Below are 17891 nucleotides of genomic sequence, written 5' to 3' on the forward strand. Positions count from 1 at the left end.
TCATTATATATTATTGTAGGATATATTAATTAATTCTTCTCTAGTATCTATATCCATCATTTCTATTTGATTAATAATAACTACTCTTTCTAAATCATCAATATGCTTCTTCATAACAAATTTTCCACCAATATCACCTTTTAAATTCAATAATTCATCCCTATACTTTTTAGAAAATATAGTTGGATTACCGAGTTTACCGTTATTTTCAACACAAGCCATTCCTTTATCACTCTTTATAAATCTATTAATTAATGTTTTTATACTTTTTAATGATATAAATGGTTGATCACATACCATAAACATATAAGCGTCCGCATTCATATCATTTTGTATACCGAGTTTAATGGAATGAGATATTCCTAATTCACTATTTTTATTCATAACAACCTGAATATCTTGCTTAGATAAAGCTAACTTAATTTCTTTATATTGAGTAACTAAAACTATTTTATTAAAATCAACTTTTAAAACCTTTTCAACCACATTCATATACATTGGTTTATTATTAACTATAGTTAATAATTTGTTACTTTTAAATCTTATGCTATTTCCTGATGCCAATAAAATTAAATTTATCTTCATTATATTAATTATTGTATAATCTCCCTCATCATTCTTATTTAATTACTATGTGTTTATCTACTTTATCAACAACTTGTCCAATAATTCTTGCATGAGAAGTAAATACTTCGGTCCTTGATAAAAATTCCTTAACATCTTTTTCTGAGATTGAAAGTAATAATCCCCCTGATGTTTGAGGATCTATCAATACATCTTGTAATTCTTGAGAAATATTTGAACCTAAAGTAAACTTATCCTTTAAATAATCAAGGTTATTATACATACCTTCAGGTATAATTCCCATTTTGGCATATTCTAATGCTCCTTCTATAATAGGAACAGAATCACTAAAAATTTCTATAGTTTTATCACTACCACTTGCCATTTCATAGCTATGACCAATTAAACTAAATCCTGTTACATCAGTACATGAATGAATATCTAATCCAGATATACATTCTTTAGCATACTTATTTAATGTAGACATAATTGATGTAACTTCTTTAATTTTAGATTCACTTAACAATCCTGCTTTTGTTGCAGTATTCATTATTCCAATACCTAAAGGTTTAGTCAGCAAAAGCACATCTCCAGTCTTTGCATTACTATTTGAAAGAATTTCATTTGGATGTGCAAATCCACTTACACAAAGTCCATATTTAGGAATAGGATCTGCAATAGTATGTCCTCCTGCAATTATTGCACCTGCTTCCTTAACCTTATCATATCCGCCAGCAAGTATATCATGCATAATTGATATATCTATGCATGAAGGAAAACACATTAAATTCATAGCTATTGCTGGATTTCCACCCATTGCATAAATATCACTAAGAGCATTAGCAGCTGCAATTTGACCAAAAGTATACGGATCATCTACCATCGGTGGAAAGAAATCTACTGTTTGAATTACTACCTTATCATCACTAACCTTATATACACAGGCATCATCATTATTATCAAATCCAACAAGTAAATTTTCATCTTTAAACTTAGGTAGACTGCTTAAAACATTATGAAGAACGCCTGGACCTATCTTAGCAGCACATCCTGAACTCTTAGTTAAACTAGTAAGTTTTATATCCTTTGACATATAACATATCCTCCTATTAAACAGTTTTAAAAATTCAATATGTTTTAAATATCAATACTATTTAAAACATATCTAAAATATTTTTATAATGTAATAACTTTTAATGCCTCTTTCATAGCATTTGTTATATCATACATGTTACTTACTTTTCCTACTTTTAATTCTTTCTCAATTCCATAAAAGTTAAGACATGTTCCACAAACTAATATATCAACACCTTTTTCCTCTAAAACTTTTAAATTTTCTATTGCTTGTTCATTTAATGTAGGTACTTTTACTCCAGCATTCATAAATAAAATTGATTTTGGTAACTTATCAGACTCTGAAATTGTATAAAAATACATTTGCATAAGTGTCTTACCAAGGTCTTCGCTTCCACCACCTATAATCTCTTTTCCTATAAATACTGACCATGTATCTATACCTCTTTTATTTCCTTCTATTTTTTCAAGTATTTGATTACATTCTTCACACTCTTCTAATTTATTATCACTATCAGAATCCTTTGAAAAATATACTTTAAATACTCCATTGTCTTCTTCTACAGATGATATAAATTCTTGGCTATTAGCTAGCTTTTGAAGATTTTGTACAGCTATTTTATTATCAACCTCAACTAAGAAATTATTATTTCCACCATCAATCTCTTTCTTTGCCATTATTACTGGTATTGGGCAATTCTTGCCCTTTGCATCAACTATCTTATTCATTTAATACCCTCCTTGTTTTCCCATTAAAATTAATCTAAATTATTTCTTAAATATAAAATTGCTTCTAAGACGCCTCCTCCAATAGATCTAGCTTTATCTGAAATTGTAAAACAATGATCTTTTTCACATCTTGGATCAATATCTCCACTTTTCATTCCTTTAAATACACTAACATCTTTTTGAAGCATTCCACGTACTATTCCATCTAATTGTGCAAAAATTGGTGTTTCATTAACATAGGCTACAATGTCGCCTTTTTTCACATAGTCCCCTATTTTAGAGACTGGTAATATTTTACCGTCATGTGTGGCCCTGATTATTCTTTCCTTAGTGAATCCTCCAACATTTCCAGGTACACCAGTATTAGGAATAGCACTTCCACTATATATTGTCTTTCCTAAATAATGTCCTCTTTTTGTTTCAATAACACAATCACAATCAACTCCAGCTGTAAATCCTGGTCCAAGTGCAATTACAATTGGTGCATCATCAATATGTGTTCCTAAATTTTTTTTAGCTATTATAGCATCTATTATTATATCTGGCTTAATTTCATCTGCAATTTTAGCTTCCTCATCTACTATAATCGCAATATTTCCATCTGAAATTATTTTATTAATATCTTCTTTTTTAGAGGCTAAAATACCCTTTATTCCTTCAACTTCTACCTCTTTATCATACACAGCTTGTGAAAATGCCACAGTTCTTCTTACTGTAGTTGGTTTTGAAATTTCTGTCATGACTATATCAAATCCACATTTTTTTAATCTATTAGCAACTCCTGTTGCTAAATCTCCTGCGCCCTTCATTAATATCATAAGTTTCACGTCCCTTGCTTAAGAAGCATATAAAATATGTTTTTATATTACAACATTTCTATATTTCAAGTTAATGTTAATCTATATTTCCTCTAAACGTTGTTAATATTAATTCATTTGCTCCTAATTTTAAAAATTCATGTAAAATATTTTTAGCTATTTCAAGATTTTTTCTATCATCCACTTTATTTATAACTACTTTATAATCACACTTTACATCCTTTTTTTGTCCTTTTTCACTTAGTACTATTTGAGCAATATCACATTCATTAATAATATGCTGTTCATCTGTATTTAAAAATTTTGATACCAAATTAGGTCTATGACATATTTCATTAATACTTTTCCCTACTGAATCAATGCCACATACCCCTACAACTAAATTGCTTCCCTCTAATATTACTGGTTCATGTTCAGCAGGCATTTTTAATGGTAATCTCTTTGCTCCATCAGCTTCAACTAATACAAAATCAGCTAGTTCTATAAGACTTTCAGCTGTTTCTTTTGATAAACCCTTTATTTTTTTTAACTCAATATCTCTAACATTAGATTTTTTTTCATCACATAATAACCCAACTGTAACCATGTTTTCGTTATATAAAAATTTTGTAATATCATCTTTTTTGCCTGTAACTACTACATTACTTTCAGGCATAAGCATATGAGTAGTTGTTGTTATAATAACTTTTTTACCTAATTTGCTTAATTCATCACCTAATTGATATATTAAGCTTGTCTTACCACCACCACCTACAAATGAGATTATTAATTTTTTAGTAATATCTATATTTAAAACTTGTATTAATGATTTTGCTTTACTCACTCTCGTATTCTCACATTTAAAGATTTTCATATTATGTTAACGTATCTCCTTTATTAACTTTTTAATTTTAAATTATATATATGTGTAATAAGATTTGTTCAATAAATCAAATATTTAAATATGTTATATTGAACATTAAAATTCCAAATATATAAATTAATTAAAGTTATTCTGCATTATAAAACTGAAAATTTAGCATTAAAATTTGCACTATATAACTTAATTTAAAAATAAAATACTATTATATTAACAAACTATAACAGGACCAAACTTTGTATAAGATAGTTCAAGTTTTTTGTTATAAATTTGCTCCATTAAACTTATAAATTTTTTCTCATAACCTTCAATTTTGCAATCAATAATATCCACTATTTCATTTGCATTTAATATCACTATTTTGTCTGCATATCTCAATGCTAAATTAATATCATGTACTGTAATTAAATTAATTAGATTATTTTGTTTAATTAAATCACTAATAAATTTAAAAAACTCATGTTGTTTTACATAATCCAAAAAAGTATTTGGTTCATCTAAAAGTATGATATTAGAATTTTGAATAAATATTCTTGCTAAATAAACCAGTCTTCTTTCTCCACCGCTAATTTCACTTATATACTTGTCTTTTAAATACTCTATATTTAATTTTTTTAAAATATCTTTCACTAATTCATGATGCTCTTTACTTGGCATATCAAATACTCCAAGGTACGGTGTGATCCCCATAAGAATTACATCTTGAACACTATAATTTTGACTTGTATGTAAATTTTGTGGAATATAAGATATTAATTTACTTCTTTCTTTATTAGAAAGCTTTAATATATCTTTCTTATCATAAATTACTTCCCCAGTAATGCTTTTCATAAGTCCAGTCATAGACTTTAATAAAGTTGTTTTTCCAGCTCCATTTAATCCTAAAAGTATTGTAACTTCTCCTCTTTTAAGTGTTAGATTAATATTTTTTAATACTGCTTTATTTGAATATCTGACACTTAAATTATTTATTTCTAAATCGCTTTTCATCTAATAAAATTTTCCTTTCGATTAAGAATATAAACTAAAAACGGTGCACCTACTAATGAAGTTAATATACTAACTGGAATTTCTGTTGAAGTTAAACTTCTTGCAATAGTATCTGCTATTATAAGAATTATTGCTCCAACAACCATAGTTAATCCCATAACTTCTGATATGTCATCTTTAGCATAAAACTTTACTATATGAGGTGCTAATAGACCTATCCAACTTATAATTCCGGCCACAGAAACTACAGCAGATACTAAAAGAGTTGAGCAAAATATAGCAATTATTCTGATAACCTTAACATTAACCCCTAAAAGTTTTGCCTGTTCATCACCCATAGTAAGCACTTTTAATCTCCATCTAAATAAGAATAATATTACTGCTGATATAGTTGTTAATATAAATACATACAATACACTATTCCATGTACTATTATAAAATCCACCCATTAACCAAAAATCTATTGATGGTAATTCTTTGTATGGATCTGCCAAATACTTTATAATCATTAAAAACGATGATGATATTGCACCAGTTACAATACCTGATATAATAAGAGCTAATATTCTATTGCTTCTCATTTGTCTAGATAAAAGTAATGAAAAAATCACAGCTCCTATTCCAAAAATAAATGCCATTACTTGAATTATTATTGGAGAAAAAGGTAAAAAAACTATAGCAATTGCTGCACCTAGAGAGGCTCCTGAGCTTACGCCAAGTACATCAGCAGATACTATTGGATTTTGAAATATACTTTGAAAAACTATTCCTGATAGTGATAATGCAGCTCCACTTATTGATACTAATACTACCCTTGAAAATCTTATGTTCCAAATCAGATTAAATTCTAATGAATTAAATTGTCCATAAAACATAGTTTTTATTATATCTATTGGTTTAATATTATATCTTCCTATTAATAGAGAGCTAATTATTAATATCAATAAGATAATGCTACTTATCACTTTAGAATATCTTAATCTCATATTCCAATGTCCTTATTTTCTACTTCTAAATTAAAGAATTTCTTATAAAAATCTTTTGCTGTCTTTTCAAATTCATCTTTTGAATATTTATCTGGATTAATATTATTTGTCATCCAAAGAATACCTAAAATTGATGATGGTGTTGGATAATCCCAAGGTTCTATTACAGATGGTATAACAAAAACTTTCTTATTTTTTACTGCATTTACGTCTTTTAATCTTTCATCATTAAGCACATCTTCTACGCTATATTTAGCATATTGCACAATATAAATAATATCTGGATTATAAGCTAATAATTGTTCAGCTGATATATCTACCCAATAACCATCTTCAAGCGATGAAGTCACATTATTTCCACCAGAAGCTTTTATCATGTAATCTTGATACATCTTTGATGTACATGTTCTTAAAACATTTGCACTTCCTGATAAATAAACCTTAGGTTTATTATTATTGTTTTCATTTATTTTCTTTACTTTTTCTAGATTATCTTCATAGTATTTTACTATTTCATTAGCTCTTTTTTCTGTATTAGTAGACTTTCCTACAAGTTTTACACAATCTAAAAATGAATCTAATGATTCTGGTTCTACAGCTATAACTGGAATATTAAGTTGTTCAAATTGTGGAATTACTTCTTTAATTCTAGTTGGAATTATAACTAAATCTGGTTTTATCTTTGCGCACTCTTCCACATTTATGCTTTTTGCTGAACCTATTTGTGGAAGATCAAAAAATTCTGGCGCAACCCTTTTATAAAGTTCTCTATCTTTAGGTTTCATTTCAACACCTGTAAGTTTATCCTTAAGTCCTAAAGCTACTAAAAGTGAAGTTGTAATAGGATAACTTGAAACTATTTTATTTACTTCCCCTTTTATTTCTACTTTTCTTCCTAATTGATCTTCAACAGTAATAGTTTTGTCCACATTATTACTAACTACTTCTTTACTTTTTCCACACCCAACAAAAAAAGTTGTTATTAATACAAATGTTAATATAATGGACCAAATTCTTTTTATTTTTCTCATATGGTACCCCTTTCTTATTATGTATTTTAATTACATTATTGCATATTAATTGTTTGTTTCCCAGTATATATTTTCCATATTTGTTTAAAATATATTTTTATTTTTAGTATATTTTAGTTAAATCAATGAGTTTTATATCAAAAAGTTAATATTGAATATAGAATTCATTGACAAAAGCAAATTTCAATGCCAATTCATCATTATATTCAATATTAACATTCACTTAAATATAGCAAATAAATATATATATATATGCTTTTGTATACAGTCCTTTTATATGAAACTTCTATAAATCTTTTTCTTTTAATACTAAATTTAAAACTAATGCAGAAATTGTTCCTGTAGAAATTCCTGAAGCAAATATCATTTTTAGACCTTCTGGTAATTGTGATATGATCTCTGGTCTAAAAGTTACTCCAAGACCTAATGCTATAGATACTGCTATTATTAATAAGTTACGGTTAGTTAATTTAACTCTACTTAATGTTTGAATTCCAGATGCAGCAACTGTACCAAACATAACGATTCCAACTCCACCTAAAACGGGTTGTGGCATAATATTAATTAACGCTGCAAATTTAGGAAATAGACCAAGTATAACTAATAACATTCCAGCCATAATTACCACATATCTGCTTGCAACTTTAGTTAATGGTATTAATCCTACATTTTGACTAAATGAAGTATTAGGGAATGTACCTAATGCACCTGCTAACATACTACCTACACCATCAGCTAAAATACCTTGTCCAATCCTATTATCCTCATCCTTTATTCCAGATACTTGTCCAATAGCTTTTAAACATCCTACTGTTTCAATTGTTGTAACAAAATAAGCAGGTACAAATGATATAACATTTTTAATATCAAAGTCTACACTATATTGAAATATTCTTGGAAGTGATAACCAACTAGCTTGACTAACTATAGAAAAATCAACCATTCTAAATGGTATACAAATAATATAGCCAACAACCATACCAATTAAAATAGATGCTGTACTTAACATACCTTTTCCATAATGATTTAATAATAAAGTAATGGCCATTATAAACATTGCAATTAAAATGTTTTGTATGCTTCCATATGTTGGTGATCCTACCCCTCCTGCTGCCCAATCTATTGATACCGGAAGTAGTGTTAATCCGATTAAACAAATTACTGTTCCAGTAACTAATGGAGGAAATAATTTCATAAGTGGTTTAATAAAAAAACTTGAAATAATTTCTACAAAAGCTCCTAAAATAGTGGCTCCTATTATTCCTGGAAGTCCAGCTACTGATCCAACTGCTATTGATGGTGTTACAAATGTAAAATCTGTTCCCATTATACAAGCAACTCTAGCTCCAACTGGCCCAACACCTCTTGCTTGAATAATTGTTACAATGCCAGCTGCTAAAATTGAAGTACTAATTAAAGTTGTTGATGTCTTAACATCAAAACCTAAAGCACTTGAAATTACTAATGGTACAACTATAATTCCACCAAAAGCAGCAAATATATGCTGTAATCCTAGTAAAATTTGTGTTGGAAAACTTGGTTTATCATTAACTCCATACATTAATTTTATGCTTGGCGTTTCATCGGTTTTAGTGTTAAATTGAGAATCTTTTTTTGATTCTTGCTTTGACTTCATTTTTTACCTTCCCCCTAAACCTTAACTATTTAATTTTCCAGCTATTATCCTTGATTAGATAATTTTTACCTCAGAATATAATTTTGCCTTTAGAATATATTTTGCTCTATATAAATTTTCTATATAATTTCCTAAATATACTTGAGTGTCATAACATTTATAAATATTCTGATATTTATATTAATGAACAAAATTTATTGGAACTTAGATATCTTTAACTTCTATTATTTCTTTATAGCAGTATATTTTATTATTAATTTTACTTAAATCTCTTCATTCAAAAATAATTATTTTTCTAAAGCCTTTTTAGTTGCATTAAATATTTTTTGATATCCTGTACAACGACATAAATGCCCTGAAATTTCTCTTCTTATTTCTTCATCAGTATATTTCTTTCCACTATTAACAAGAGCTGTGGATGTTAATACTAATCCTGGAGTACAAAAACCACATTGAACAGCACCTTCATCAATAAATGCTTGTTGGACTTTTGATAATTTACCATTTTTCTTAACACCTTCAATAGTTAAAATAGTTTTACCATCTGCCCAGGCAGCCATATATATACATGAATCAGTAGGTGTTCCGTCAATTAATACAGTACACGCTCCACATTCTCCAACATGACATCCACACTTTACTCCTGTAAGATGTAATTTATTTCTTAAAACATCAAGCAAAGATTCTCTTATATCAACTTCTAATGTATAAGGTTTATCATTTACTGTCATTGATATTTTTTTCATTTTTGCATTACTCATTGTCTTCTCCACCTTCTATTTCTATAGTCTTTTTTATTCCTCTTTTAGTTAATTCTTTAATTAAATGCTCTCTAAAATCCTTAGATGCACGCCATGAATTTCTTGACTTCGATGACCCTACTGCAAGTTCAGCAATTTTATTTATGTTTTCATCAGTTATTTCAATACCTTTAGCATAAGTTTCAGCTTCACTACATCTTATTGGAGTTGGAGCTGATACTCCTAGTGCAATCCTTAAATCCTTAAACTTGTTATTTTCAATTGAAGATACAACAGCTACACTAACCATTGCTATATCCATAGCTTTTCTGTTACTAAATTTTATATAATGACCTCTTGTATTCTCGTAATTTTGCTTTTCAATTATTAAACTAAGCAATATTTCATCACTTTTTATATCTACTCTTCCTGGTCCTAAATAAAATTCCTGTATTGGAACAATTCTTTCATTATCTTTACTTCTTAATTTTAATTTAGCGTTAAGAGCAAATAATGCTGGTGCACTGTCTGCTGATACAGCTCCATTACAAACGTTTCCACCTATTGTCGCCATATTCCTAACCTGTGGTCCCCCCATAGAAACCGCACCTTCACCTAAAACTTTTATATTTTTTTCAATAATATCACTTCTAAATATTTGTGCAAATGTTGCCATTGCACCTATTTCTATTGAGCCATCTTCTAACATTTTAATTTCATCAAGTCCTTTTATTTTTCTAATGCTTAATAGTTCAATGTCCTTAATATTCCTATGATGTAATCTTATTAAAACATCAGTTCCTCCTGCTATTATTTTAAGTTGAGAATTTTGATTCAATAATTCCAATGCTTCCTCTAAAGTTTCTGGTTCTAATATATCTTTAATATCAAACATTCTAAGTCCTCCTTAAATTACACTAATCCAACTTCCTTAAATTTTTCAAAAACAGATTGTGGATTCATAGGTATCTTATTAAATGCTACTCCTGTAGCATCTAAAACAGCATTACGAACTGCTGGTGCTGGTGAAACTGTTGTATTTTCTCCCATAGATTTTTGACCAAATCCACCTGCTGGTTCATATTTTTCTACAAAAGCTGATCCAATAGTTGGAGTATCCATTATAGTTTGTAATTTATAATCTAAAAGATTATTATTTAGTGGCTTACCAGTTTTTTCATCAAATAACATTTGCTCAGATAAAGCATATCCAAGTCCCATACTCACTCCACCGTGTACTTGCCCTTCTGCTAACATAGGGTTCATAATCATACCTGAATCATGAATATTATATATCTCTAAAACTTCTATTTTACCTGTCGCAATATCAACTTCTACTGCTGCAAATGTAGCACCATATGCAATTGAATTGATTCTAACATTGACTGATGTATCACTAGTTATAGGACAACATTTAATTCTATCATAGTATGATTCCATAGCAATTTCTTCAAGTGGACATATTACTCTGCCTAATCTTTTTTCTACAACCTGACAATCAACAATATCTAACTCACTAGAATTTAATCCACATTTACTACTTGCAAATGCTAGCACTTTGTCTTTAACTTCTAAAGCGCATTTCTTAACAGCAGCACCACTTACAAATGTTTGTCTTGATGCATAAGAACCAGTATCAAAAGGAGTTACATCTGTATCTTGCATAGAAATCACATGCACCATATCTATTTTTAATCCAAGAATTTCAGCTACCATTTGTCCAAAAACTGTATCACTACCTTGTCCTATTTCGGTTGCTCCAATTTGTAATTGCACTGAACCATCTTGATTCATTACTATTCTTGCTCCAGCTGGTTCTAATGCTACAGGATGAGTTCCAGTAAAATAGCTAAAACAAGCCATCCCTACGCCTCTTTTTTTATCTTTATTTTTAGCATTATATTGCTTATATTCTCTCTTTTTCTCATCCCACTTAATTAATTCTTTTCCTTTTTCAATACATTCTGGCAATGCAAATGCACGAACTACATTTTTGCTAAGCGGTTCAACATAACCTTCAGTAACAAAATTTTTAATCCTAAACTCTAAAGAATCCATATTAAGTTTTCTACAAATATCCTCTATGTGACTTTCCAACGCATAACACATTTGTGGAGCTCCATATCCCCGCATTGCCCCTGCTGCTGGTAAATTTGTATATACTGTTGTAGGACTATATTTTATTGAATTAAAATCATATACTCCTCTAAATTTTCCTCCTGCACTCATAGCAACAGAATGACCATGAGAAGCATAAGCCCCATTATTCACAAGATTTTTTATATCCAATGATAATAATTTTCCATCCTTTGATACTGCTGTTCTAAATTTAATTTTCATAGAATGCCTAGTTCTGGTATCAATAAAACACTCTTCTCTATCTAATGTATATTTTACTGGTCTTCCATCAACTGCAAGTGACATAGCAGCAGTTAATGGTTCAATAACTACATCTTGTTTGTTTCCAAAACCACCGCCAACATAAGGTTTAATAACTTTTATTTTTCCCCAGGCTATTCCAAGCGCTTGTCCTACAACTCTTCTTACAATGTGAGGAATTTGAGTTGAAGAAACTATAACAATACGATCTTCACTATCTACATAAGCATAAGTACTATGATTTTCCATATGACAATGCTGAACTATACTTGTTTCAAAACTATCTTCAAATATTGTATCAGCATTTTTAAAATCTTCTTCTACATTTCCAATTTCTGATCCAAAGGAACTTAAAATATTATTTGGTCTTTCTTCATGGATTATTGGTGCATTCTCTTTTAAAGCATCTTCACTCTTTACTATAGGTTCTAAAACTTCATATTCAACATCTATAAGTTCTAAAGCTTTTGATGCAACTATTTCATCTACTGCTACAACAGCAGCAATAGCATCTCCAACAAATCTAGCTTTATTAGTAAGAATTAATCTATCCTCTATATCTCTATGTGCTGGATCTAATGACCATGGATGCCCAGCAGTCCCAAATTTAATATTAGGTAGATCTTTATACGTAATAACTGCTTCTACACCTTCTAATGCCTTTGCCTTACTAGTATCTATATTTTTTACTATAGCATGAGCATAAGGGCTTCTTAAAACTTTACCTACTAACATATCGTTTACAAAAAAATCATCTACATATTTTGCTTTACCAGTAACTTTAGCTGTAGCATCAAATCTCGCTACACTACTTCCCACTATATTATTTGTCATATTACACCTCCATAAAATTCACATAAAATAGAATAAGTGCGGACATGCCACATATTATACTGTTATATTTTAACATGAATACAAAAAAGTTGTACTTATTATATATTTCAATACCATAATATCTTTTTTGTAATATTCCATATTAATACTAATATTTAGCATATTTTATGCCAGAATTAAATTTATAAGATTTTTCTTTCTTTTTTTAATATATATATTCTAATTAAGTTATTACATTTATAATCTTTTATATAATTTTTATGAAAAATAATATCTAGTTAGAAGCATATATATCATAGATTTTCTATCTAAGTTGCCACTATACTGGTAAGTCATATGATTTATAAATATTTTAAGATTTATATTAACGAACAAACTTTATTGGATCTTATATATTTTTATATTCTTTATTAATTAATTTAACTGTTATAATAACACTTTTTCAATAATCCAGGTAATCATTTACATGTTGATTATTTTTTATAACTTTTAACCTTTAATTCTTTATCATTTTGGTAATTAAATATTGTTAAATTACATATTATTAGTTATAAGCTGTTTATTGGTATTATCAAAGTGATAATTGTTTTATCATTTTGATAATATAACTTTTATAAATTTATTTTAAGTGATAAATTTAAACTTTATATTGATTTTTAATTTTTAAAATAACGAAATATATAAGTTCTAAGTAAGATAAATATAAATTAGATCAAAATTTATTTTACCATTTTTAAACATTTATGGCATAAAAATTGCTATTACAATTATTATTAATATTAATGAATTTTGTATTAAAACACAATCAATAAAAGAGTTTATATAAGGACTAGATAATATTATGGAGGATGTTAAAATGCAACAAAAAGATATAATGGATTTATGTGTTAAACAATGTAAAGAAGGTATGTCAAATTTAGAAGGTGGGCCTTTTGGTGCTGCTATTGTAAAAGATGGAGAAATTGTAGCCCTTGCTAATAATACAGTAATTAAAGATAATGATCCTACAGCTCATGGTGAAATGAATGCAATAAGACAAGCTTGTAAAAAACTTTCTACATTTGATTTGAGTGGATGTGAATTATATACAACATCTGAACCTTGTCCAATGTGTATGTCAGCAATAATATGGTCTAATATATCAAAAGTTTACTATGGTTGTACTGTTAAAGATGCAGCAGATATAGGATTTAGAGATGAACATATATTAAATTTCTTAAAAAGTGACTGTACTGATAAAAAAGTCTTAGACTTAGAACAAATAGATAAAACAAATTGCATGACTGCATTTGAAATGTGGACAAACAGTCAAAATAAAACACGTTATTAAGATCTCCTTAAAAATTTATATATAAAGTTGATAATGCTACTTTGCCATTAAACTCAATATCAACATTAAAAATGAGGGTATACATTTTTTGTATATCCTCATTTCATATTTAAAATATATAATATTTATAACTATATATTCCTTTAATTTATTATAAATTTATCAACAGTTCTATTCATAAACATATGTTATTATTTTTTACTATTAAGGTTATTTATTCCTATAACGATAATAATAAGGATAATTTAATTAAAGGAGAATTTCTATGGAAATATATAATAATCTAAATTATAAAAATATAGTTCATTCTGATTTTTCTAAAAATCAATTACCAACTATAGATAAAAAAAATGTTAGTGAAAATATTTCTATTGATTCAATAGAAATAAATGAAACAAATTCTAATACTATCAATAACAAAAAAGCTTATGATGCCTTTAAAGATACTAATAACGAAGAACTTAGCGATATGTCTCTTCAATATCTTATAATAAAAGATATGATGTCAAGAGATGGAATTCAGGTTCCTAACTTTACTCCTGAAAATAGCACTAAATTTCTTCCGTTTATTGATAAAATGAAGGATTATGCTAAAAACTTAATGACTGATCCTGATTTTCATCAATATGGAGCGATGCCACTTACTAATGACTTTTTAGATTTTTGTGATTCATTTAAAGAAAAACTTACACAATATGGTTGCAAATAAAGGAGAATTTTTATGTATAAAATACATGACAACAACTATCATAAAAGACTTAATTTAACCGAAAATGATCTTGTTAAACAAACAATCTTATATAGAGTATCAGATAAAACTGATAATAAAAATTCAATCAATAAAGATTTAATTTCTAGTGATGATATTGAAATTAATCAGAAAAATGAAAATATAATTAATACTAGAAAAGCTTATGATGCTTTTAAAGATGCTTGTTCCGAATTTGGATATATAGGAACTTTAGGTGGCAATGGGGGAGATATGAGCTTATATTATAATACAGTTGTCGATATAATGAAAGATGAAGGAATATCAGTTCCATCTTTTGTTGCGGATGGAAGCAATCCTAGTGGTTTCTTACCATTTATAGATAAAATAAAAGATTTTGCTAAAGATTTAAGCTTAACTAATCCTGACTTTTTACCAGACTGTTTTTCAGAATTCTGCGATTTATTTAAAGAAAAACTTACACAATATGGTTGCAAATAAAGGAGAATTTTTATGTATAAAATATATGACAATAACTATCATAAAAGGCTTAATATAACGGAGATTGATCTTGTTAAACAAACAATCTTATATAGAGTATCAGATAAAACTGATAATAAAGATTCAATCAATAAAACTTCAAGTTCTAGCGATGGTATAGAAATTAATCAGAAAAATGAAAATGTAATTAATACTAAAAAAGCCCATGATGCTTTTAAAGATGCTTGTTCCGAATTCGGATATGTAGGAACTTTAGGTGGTAATGGTGGTGATATGAGCCTATACTATAATACAATGATTCGTGTAATGGAACGTGAAGGAATATCAGTTCCATCTTTTGTTACGGATGGAAGCAACCCTAATAGTTTCTTGCCATTTATAGATAAAATGAAAGATTATGCTAAAGATTTAAGCTTAACTAATCCTGACTTTTTACCAGATTGTTTTTCAGAATTCTGTGATTTATATAAAGAAAAACTTACACAATATGGTTGCAAATAAAAAGATTGTTCAGAATTTTTATTTATATATTGTATCAAAAAAGGATGTAGTAAATTTGCTTTTACACAAATCTCACTACATCCCCTTAAATAAGTTAATTTTAAGTATTTTACTGTTAATATTTTAATTCATTTCATCTTTTAATTTTTTTACAAAATCTATACTTAACCCAGTACCTTTTGCTACTTTTTCTATATCTACTCCTAATAACAGGAAGCTTCTAGCATTTTCTATTTTTCCTTTTTCTATACCCTGTTCAATTCCTTTTCTTAATCCTTCTTCTCTTGCAGTTTTTTCTCTAGTCATTTGGTCCATTATTTCCGCTTGTCTTGCTTCATATGCCATTCGAGCTTCTTTACTTTTACTTGCTCTTTCAAGTATTTCATATGCTGTTTTTATATTTTCATTCTTTTCTGCTAGCATTTTCATACCCTCCTTTGACTTTGCATCTATAAATTCTAACCAATCTAATATAGAATCGTTTATATCTTTTAACTCTTGTGCTCTCTTAAGTTTTGGTGTCTCTAAAAAATGTACTTCTAATACGTCTGTTAATTTATATCCTGTTTCATCTTCTATTATATGATATGTCGTATGAATCTTATTTACTAGTATACACTCAAAATCTATAATATTTATAACTATATATTTCTTTAATTTATTATAATCTATATTTATCAACATTCTATTCATAAAAACTCATTATTAATTTTGAACTTTTTATAAAATCATAATCTCATTCACAACTATAAACATATGTTATTATTTTTTACTATTAAGGTTATTTATTCCTATAACGATAATAAGAAGGATAATTTAATTAAAGGAGTGATTTTATGGAAATATATAATAATCTAAATTATAAAAATATAGTTCATTCTGATTTTTCTAAAAATCAATTACTAAATATAAATAAAAAAAATGTTAGTGAAAACATTTCTACTGATTCAATAGAAATAAAAGAAAAAAATGAAAATGTAATTAATACTAAAAAAGCTTTTGATGCTTTTAAAGATGCTAAAAAAATGGATTTTGGAGATTTCTCAGGACAATATATTATAATAAAACATATGATGGAACAGGATGGAATACAAGTTCCTGACTTTACTCCTGAAAATAGCACTAAATTTCTTCCGTTTATTGATAAAATGAAGGATTATGCTAAAAACTTAATGACTGATCCTGATTTTCATCAATATGGAGCGATGCCACTTACTAATGACTTTTTAGATTTTTGTGATTCATTTAAAGAAAAGCTTACACAATATGGTTGCAAATAAATGAGGAGATTTTATGTATAAAATACATGACAACAACTATCATAAAAGGCTTAATATAACGGAGAATGATCTTGTTAAACAAACAATCTTATATAGAGTATCAGATAAAACTGATAATAAAGATTCAATCAATAAAACTTCAAGTTCTAGCGATGGTATAGAAATTAATCAGAAAAATGAAAATGTAATTAATACTAAAAAAGCCCATGATGCTTTTAAAGATGCTTGTTCAGAATTTGGATATGTAGAAACTTTAGGTGGTAATGGGGGAGATATGAGCTTGTATTATAATAGAATGCTTTCTATTATGGAAAATGAGGGAATATCAGTTCCATCTTTTGTTACAGATGGAAGCAACCCTAATAGTTTCTTGCCATTTATAGATAAAATGAAAGATTATGCTAAAAATTTAAGCTTAACTAATCCTGACTTTTTACCAGATTGTTTTTCAGAATTCTGTGATTTATTTAAAGAAAAGCTTACACAATATGGTTGCAAATAAAAAGATTGTTCAGAATTTTTATTTATATATTGTATCAAAAAAGGATGTAGTAAATTTGCTTTTACACAAATCTCACTACATCCCCTAAAATAAGTTAATTTTAAGTCTTTTACTGTTAATATTTTAATTCATTTCATCTTTTAATTTTTTTACAAAATCTATACTTAACCCAGTGCCTTTTGCTACTTTTTCTATATCTACTCCTAATAACAAGAAACTTCTAGCATTCTCTATTTTTTCTTCTTTTCTGCCTTCTTCTCTTGCAGTTTTTTCTCTAGTCATTTGGTCCATTATTTCCGCTTGTCTTGCTTCATATGCCATTCGAGCTTCTTTACTTTTACTTGCTCTTTCAAGTATTTCATATGCTGTTTTTATATTTTCATTCTTTTCTGCTAGCATTTTCATACCCTCCTTTGACTTTGCATCTA

20 protein-coding genes are annotated in these 17891 nt (G+C 27.7%); 6 read left to right on the forward strand and 14 right to left on the reverse strand.

Annotated elements, in window-relative coordinates; translation table 11 throughout:
* Positions 1–3: 3 nt before the first annotated feature.
* The 12 genes from KYD98_RS01320 to xdhA form a co-directional block, all read right to left on the reverse strand.
* A complete protein-coding gene (locus KYD98_RS01320; protein WP_219778004.1) occupies positions 4–588 on the reverse strand; it encodes a nucleotidyltransferase family protein in 585 nt (194 codons plus the stop codon).
* Between the two features lie 31 nt (positions 589–619).
* On the reverse strand, positions 620–1657 hold the full coding sequence (selD, locus tag KYD98_RS01325; protein WP_219777786.1) for a selenide, water dikinase SelD: 1038 nt from the start codon (positions 1655–1657) through the stop codon (positions 620–622).
* A gap of 83 nt (positions 1658–1740) precedes the next feature.
* The gene (gene yedF, locus KYD98_RS01330; protein WP_219777787.1) at positions 1741–2367 is read right to left on the reverse strand and encodes a sulfurtransferase-like selenium metabolism protein YedF; all 627 of its coding nucleotides are present in this window, start codon (positions 2365–2367) and stop codon (positions 1741–1743) included.
* A 29-nt stretch (positions 2368–2396) separates the two neighbouring features.
* Entirely contained in the window at positions 2397–3185 is a 789-nt protein-coding gene (yqeB, locus tag KYD98_RS01335; protein WP_219777788.1) for a selenium-dependent molybdenum cofactor biosynthesis protein YqeB, read from the reverse strand.
* 76 nt (positions 3186–3261) lie between these two features.
* Entirely contained in the window at positions 3262–4038 is a 777-nt protein-coding gene (yqeC, locus tag KYD98_RS01340) for a selenium cofactor biosynthesis protein YqeC (protein WP_219777789.1), read from the reverse strand.
* A gap of 216 nt (positions 4039–4254) precedes the next feature.
* Positions 4255–5034 carry an ABC transporter ATP-binding protein gene (locus KYD98_RS01345; RefSeq protein ID WP_219777790.1) on the reverse strand — a complete coding sequence of 260 codons (780 nt, stop codon included), beginning with the start codon at positions 5032–5034 and terminating at the stop codon, positions 4255–4257.
* Positions 5031–6020 (reverse strand): FecCD family ABC transporter permease, encoded by a 990-nt coding sequence (locus tag KYD98_RS01350; protein ID WP_219777791.1) that lies wholly within the window; start codon positions 6018–6020, stop codon positions 5031–5033. Before KYD98_RS01350 ends, KYD98_RS01345 begins: the two co-directional genes overlap by 4 nt.
* The gene (locus KYD98_RS01355; protein ID WP_219777792.1) at positions 6017–7051 is read right to left on the reverse strand and encodes an ABC transporter substrate-binding protein; all 1035 of its coding nucleotides are present in this window, start codon (positions 7049–7051) and stop codon (positions 6017–6019) included. The genes KYD98_RS01350 and KYD98_RS01355 overlap by 4 nt, the downstream gene beginning before the upstream one ends.
* 286 nt (positions 7052–7337) lie before the next feature.
* Positions 7338–8612, reverse strand: a complete 1275-nt coding sequence (locus tag KYD98_RS01360) for a nucleobase:cation symporter-2 family protein (RefSeq protein ID WP_258049582.1) — start codon at positions 8610–8612, stop codon at positions 7338–7340.
* A gap of 362 nt (positions 8613–8974) precedes the next feature.
* A complete protein-coding gene (gene xdhC, locus KYD98_RS01365) occupies positions 8975–9448 on the reverse strand; it encodes a xanthine dehydrogenase subunit XdhC (RefSeq protein WP_219777794.1) in 474 nt (157 codons plus the stop codon).
* The gene (gene xdhB / locus KYD98_RS01370) at positions 9441–10322 is read right to left on the reverse strand and encodes a xanthine dehydrogenase FAD-binding subunit XdhB (RefSeq protein ID WP_219777795.1); all 882 of its coding nucleotides are present in this window, start codon (positions 10320–10322) and stop codon (positions 9441–9443) included. The genes xdhC and xdhB overlap by 8 nt, the downstream gene beginning before the upstream one ends.
* A gap of 17 nt (positions 10323–10339) precedes the next feature.
* Positions 10340–12640 (reverse strand): xanthine dehydrogenase molybdenum-binding subunit XdhA, encoded by a 2301-nt coding sequence (gene xdhA, locus KYD98_RS01375; protein WP_219777796.1) that lies wholly within the window; start codon positions 12638–12640, stop codon positions 10340–10342.
* Positions 12641–13496: 856 nt separating this feature from the next.
* On the opposite strand from xdhA, the gene KYD98_RS01380 reads away from it, so the two are divergent.
* From KYD98_RS01380 to KYD98_RS01395, 4 genes are all read left to right on the forward strand, one after another.
* Entirely contained in the window at positions 13497–13970 is a 474-nt protein-coding gene (locus KYD98_RS01380; protein ID WP_219777797.1) for a nucleoside deaminase, read from the forward strand.
* Positions 13971–14235: 265 nt separating this feature from the next.
* The gene (locus KYD98_RS01385; protein ID WP_219777798.1) at positions 14236–14679 is read left to right on the forward strand and encodes a hypothetical protein; all 444 of its coding nucleotides are present in this window, start codon (positions 14236–14238) and stop codon (positions 14677–14679) included.
* A gap of 12 nt (positions 14680–14691) precedes the next feature.
* On the forward strand, positions 14692–15180 hold the full coding sequence (locus KYD98_RS01390) for a hypothetical protein (protein WP_219777799.1): 489 nt from the start codon (positions 14692–14694) through the stop codon (positions 15178–15180).
* Positions 15181–15192: 12 nt separating this feature from the next.
* On the forward strand, positions 15193–15681 hold the full coding sequence (locus KYD98_RS01395; RefSeq protein WP_219777800.1) for a hypothetical protein: 489 nt from the start codon (positions 15193–15195) through the stop codon (positions 15679–15681).
* 123 nt (positions 15682–15804) lie between these two features.
* Here the strand turns inward: KYD98_RS01395 and KYD98_RS01400 are convergent, their stop codons facing one another.
* Positions 15805–16374 (reverse strand): Rpn family recombination-promoting nuclease/putative transposase, encoded by a 570-nt coding sequence (locus KYD98_RS01400; RefSeq protein ID WP_219777801.1) that lies wholly within the window; start codon positions 16372–16374, stop codon positions 15805–15807.
* A gap of 143 nt (positions 16375–16517) precedes the next feature.
* Between KYD98_RS01400 and KYD98_RS01405 the strand changes: the two genes are divergently transcribed.
* Both KYD98_RS01405 and KYD98_RS01410 read left to right on the forward strand, forming a co-directional pair.
* Positions 16518–16961 (forward strand): hypothetical protein, encoded by a 444-nt coding sequence (locus KYD98_RS01405; RefSeq protein ID WP_219777802.1) that lies wholly within the window; start codon positions 16518–16520, stop codon positions 16959–16961.
* 13 nt (positions 16962–16974) lie between these two features.
* On the forward strand, positions 16975–17463 hold the full coding sequence (locus KYD98_RS01410; RefSeq protein WP_219777803.1) for a hypothetical protein: 489 nt from the start codon (positions 16975–16977) through the stop codon (positions 17461–17463).
* A gap of 123 nt (positions 17464–17586) precedes the next feature.
* Here the strand turns inward: KYD98_RS01410 and KYD98_RS01415 are convergent, their stop codons facing one another.
* Positions 17587–17862, reverse strand: a complete 276-nt coding sequence (locus KYD98_RS01415; RefSeq protein ID WP_219777804.1) for a hypothetical protein — start codon at positions 17860–17862, stop codon at positions 17587–17589.
* Between the last annotated feature and the right edge of the window lie 29 nt (positions 17863–17891).

This window comes from Clostridium weizhouense, from assembly GCF_019431045.1.
Lineage (GTDB): Bacteria > Bacillota > Clostridia > Clostridiales > Clostridiaceae > Clostridium > Clostridium weizhouense.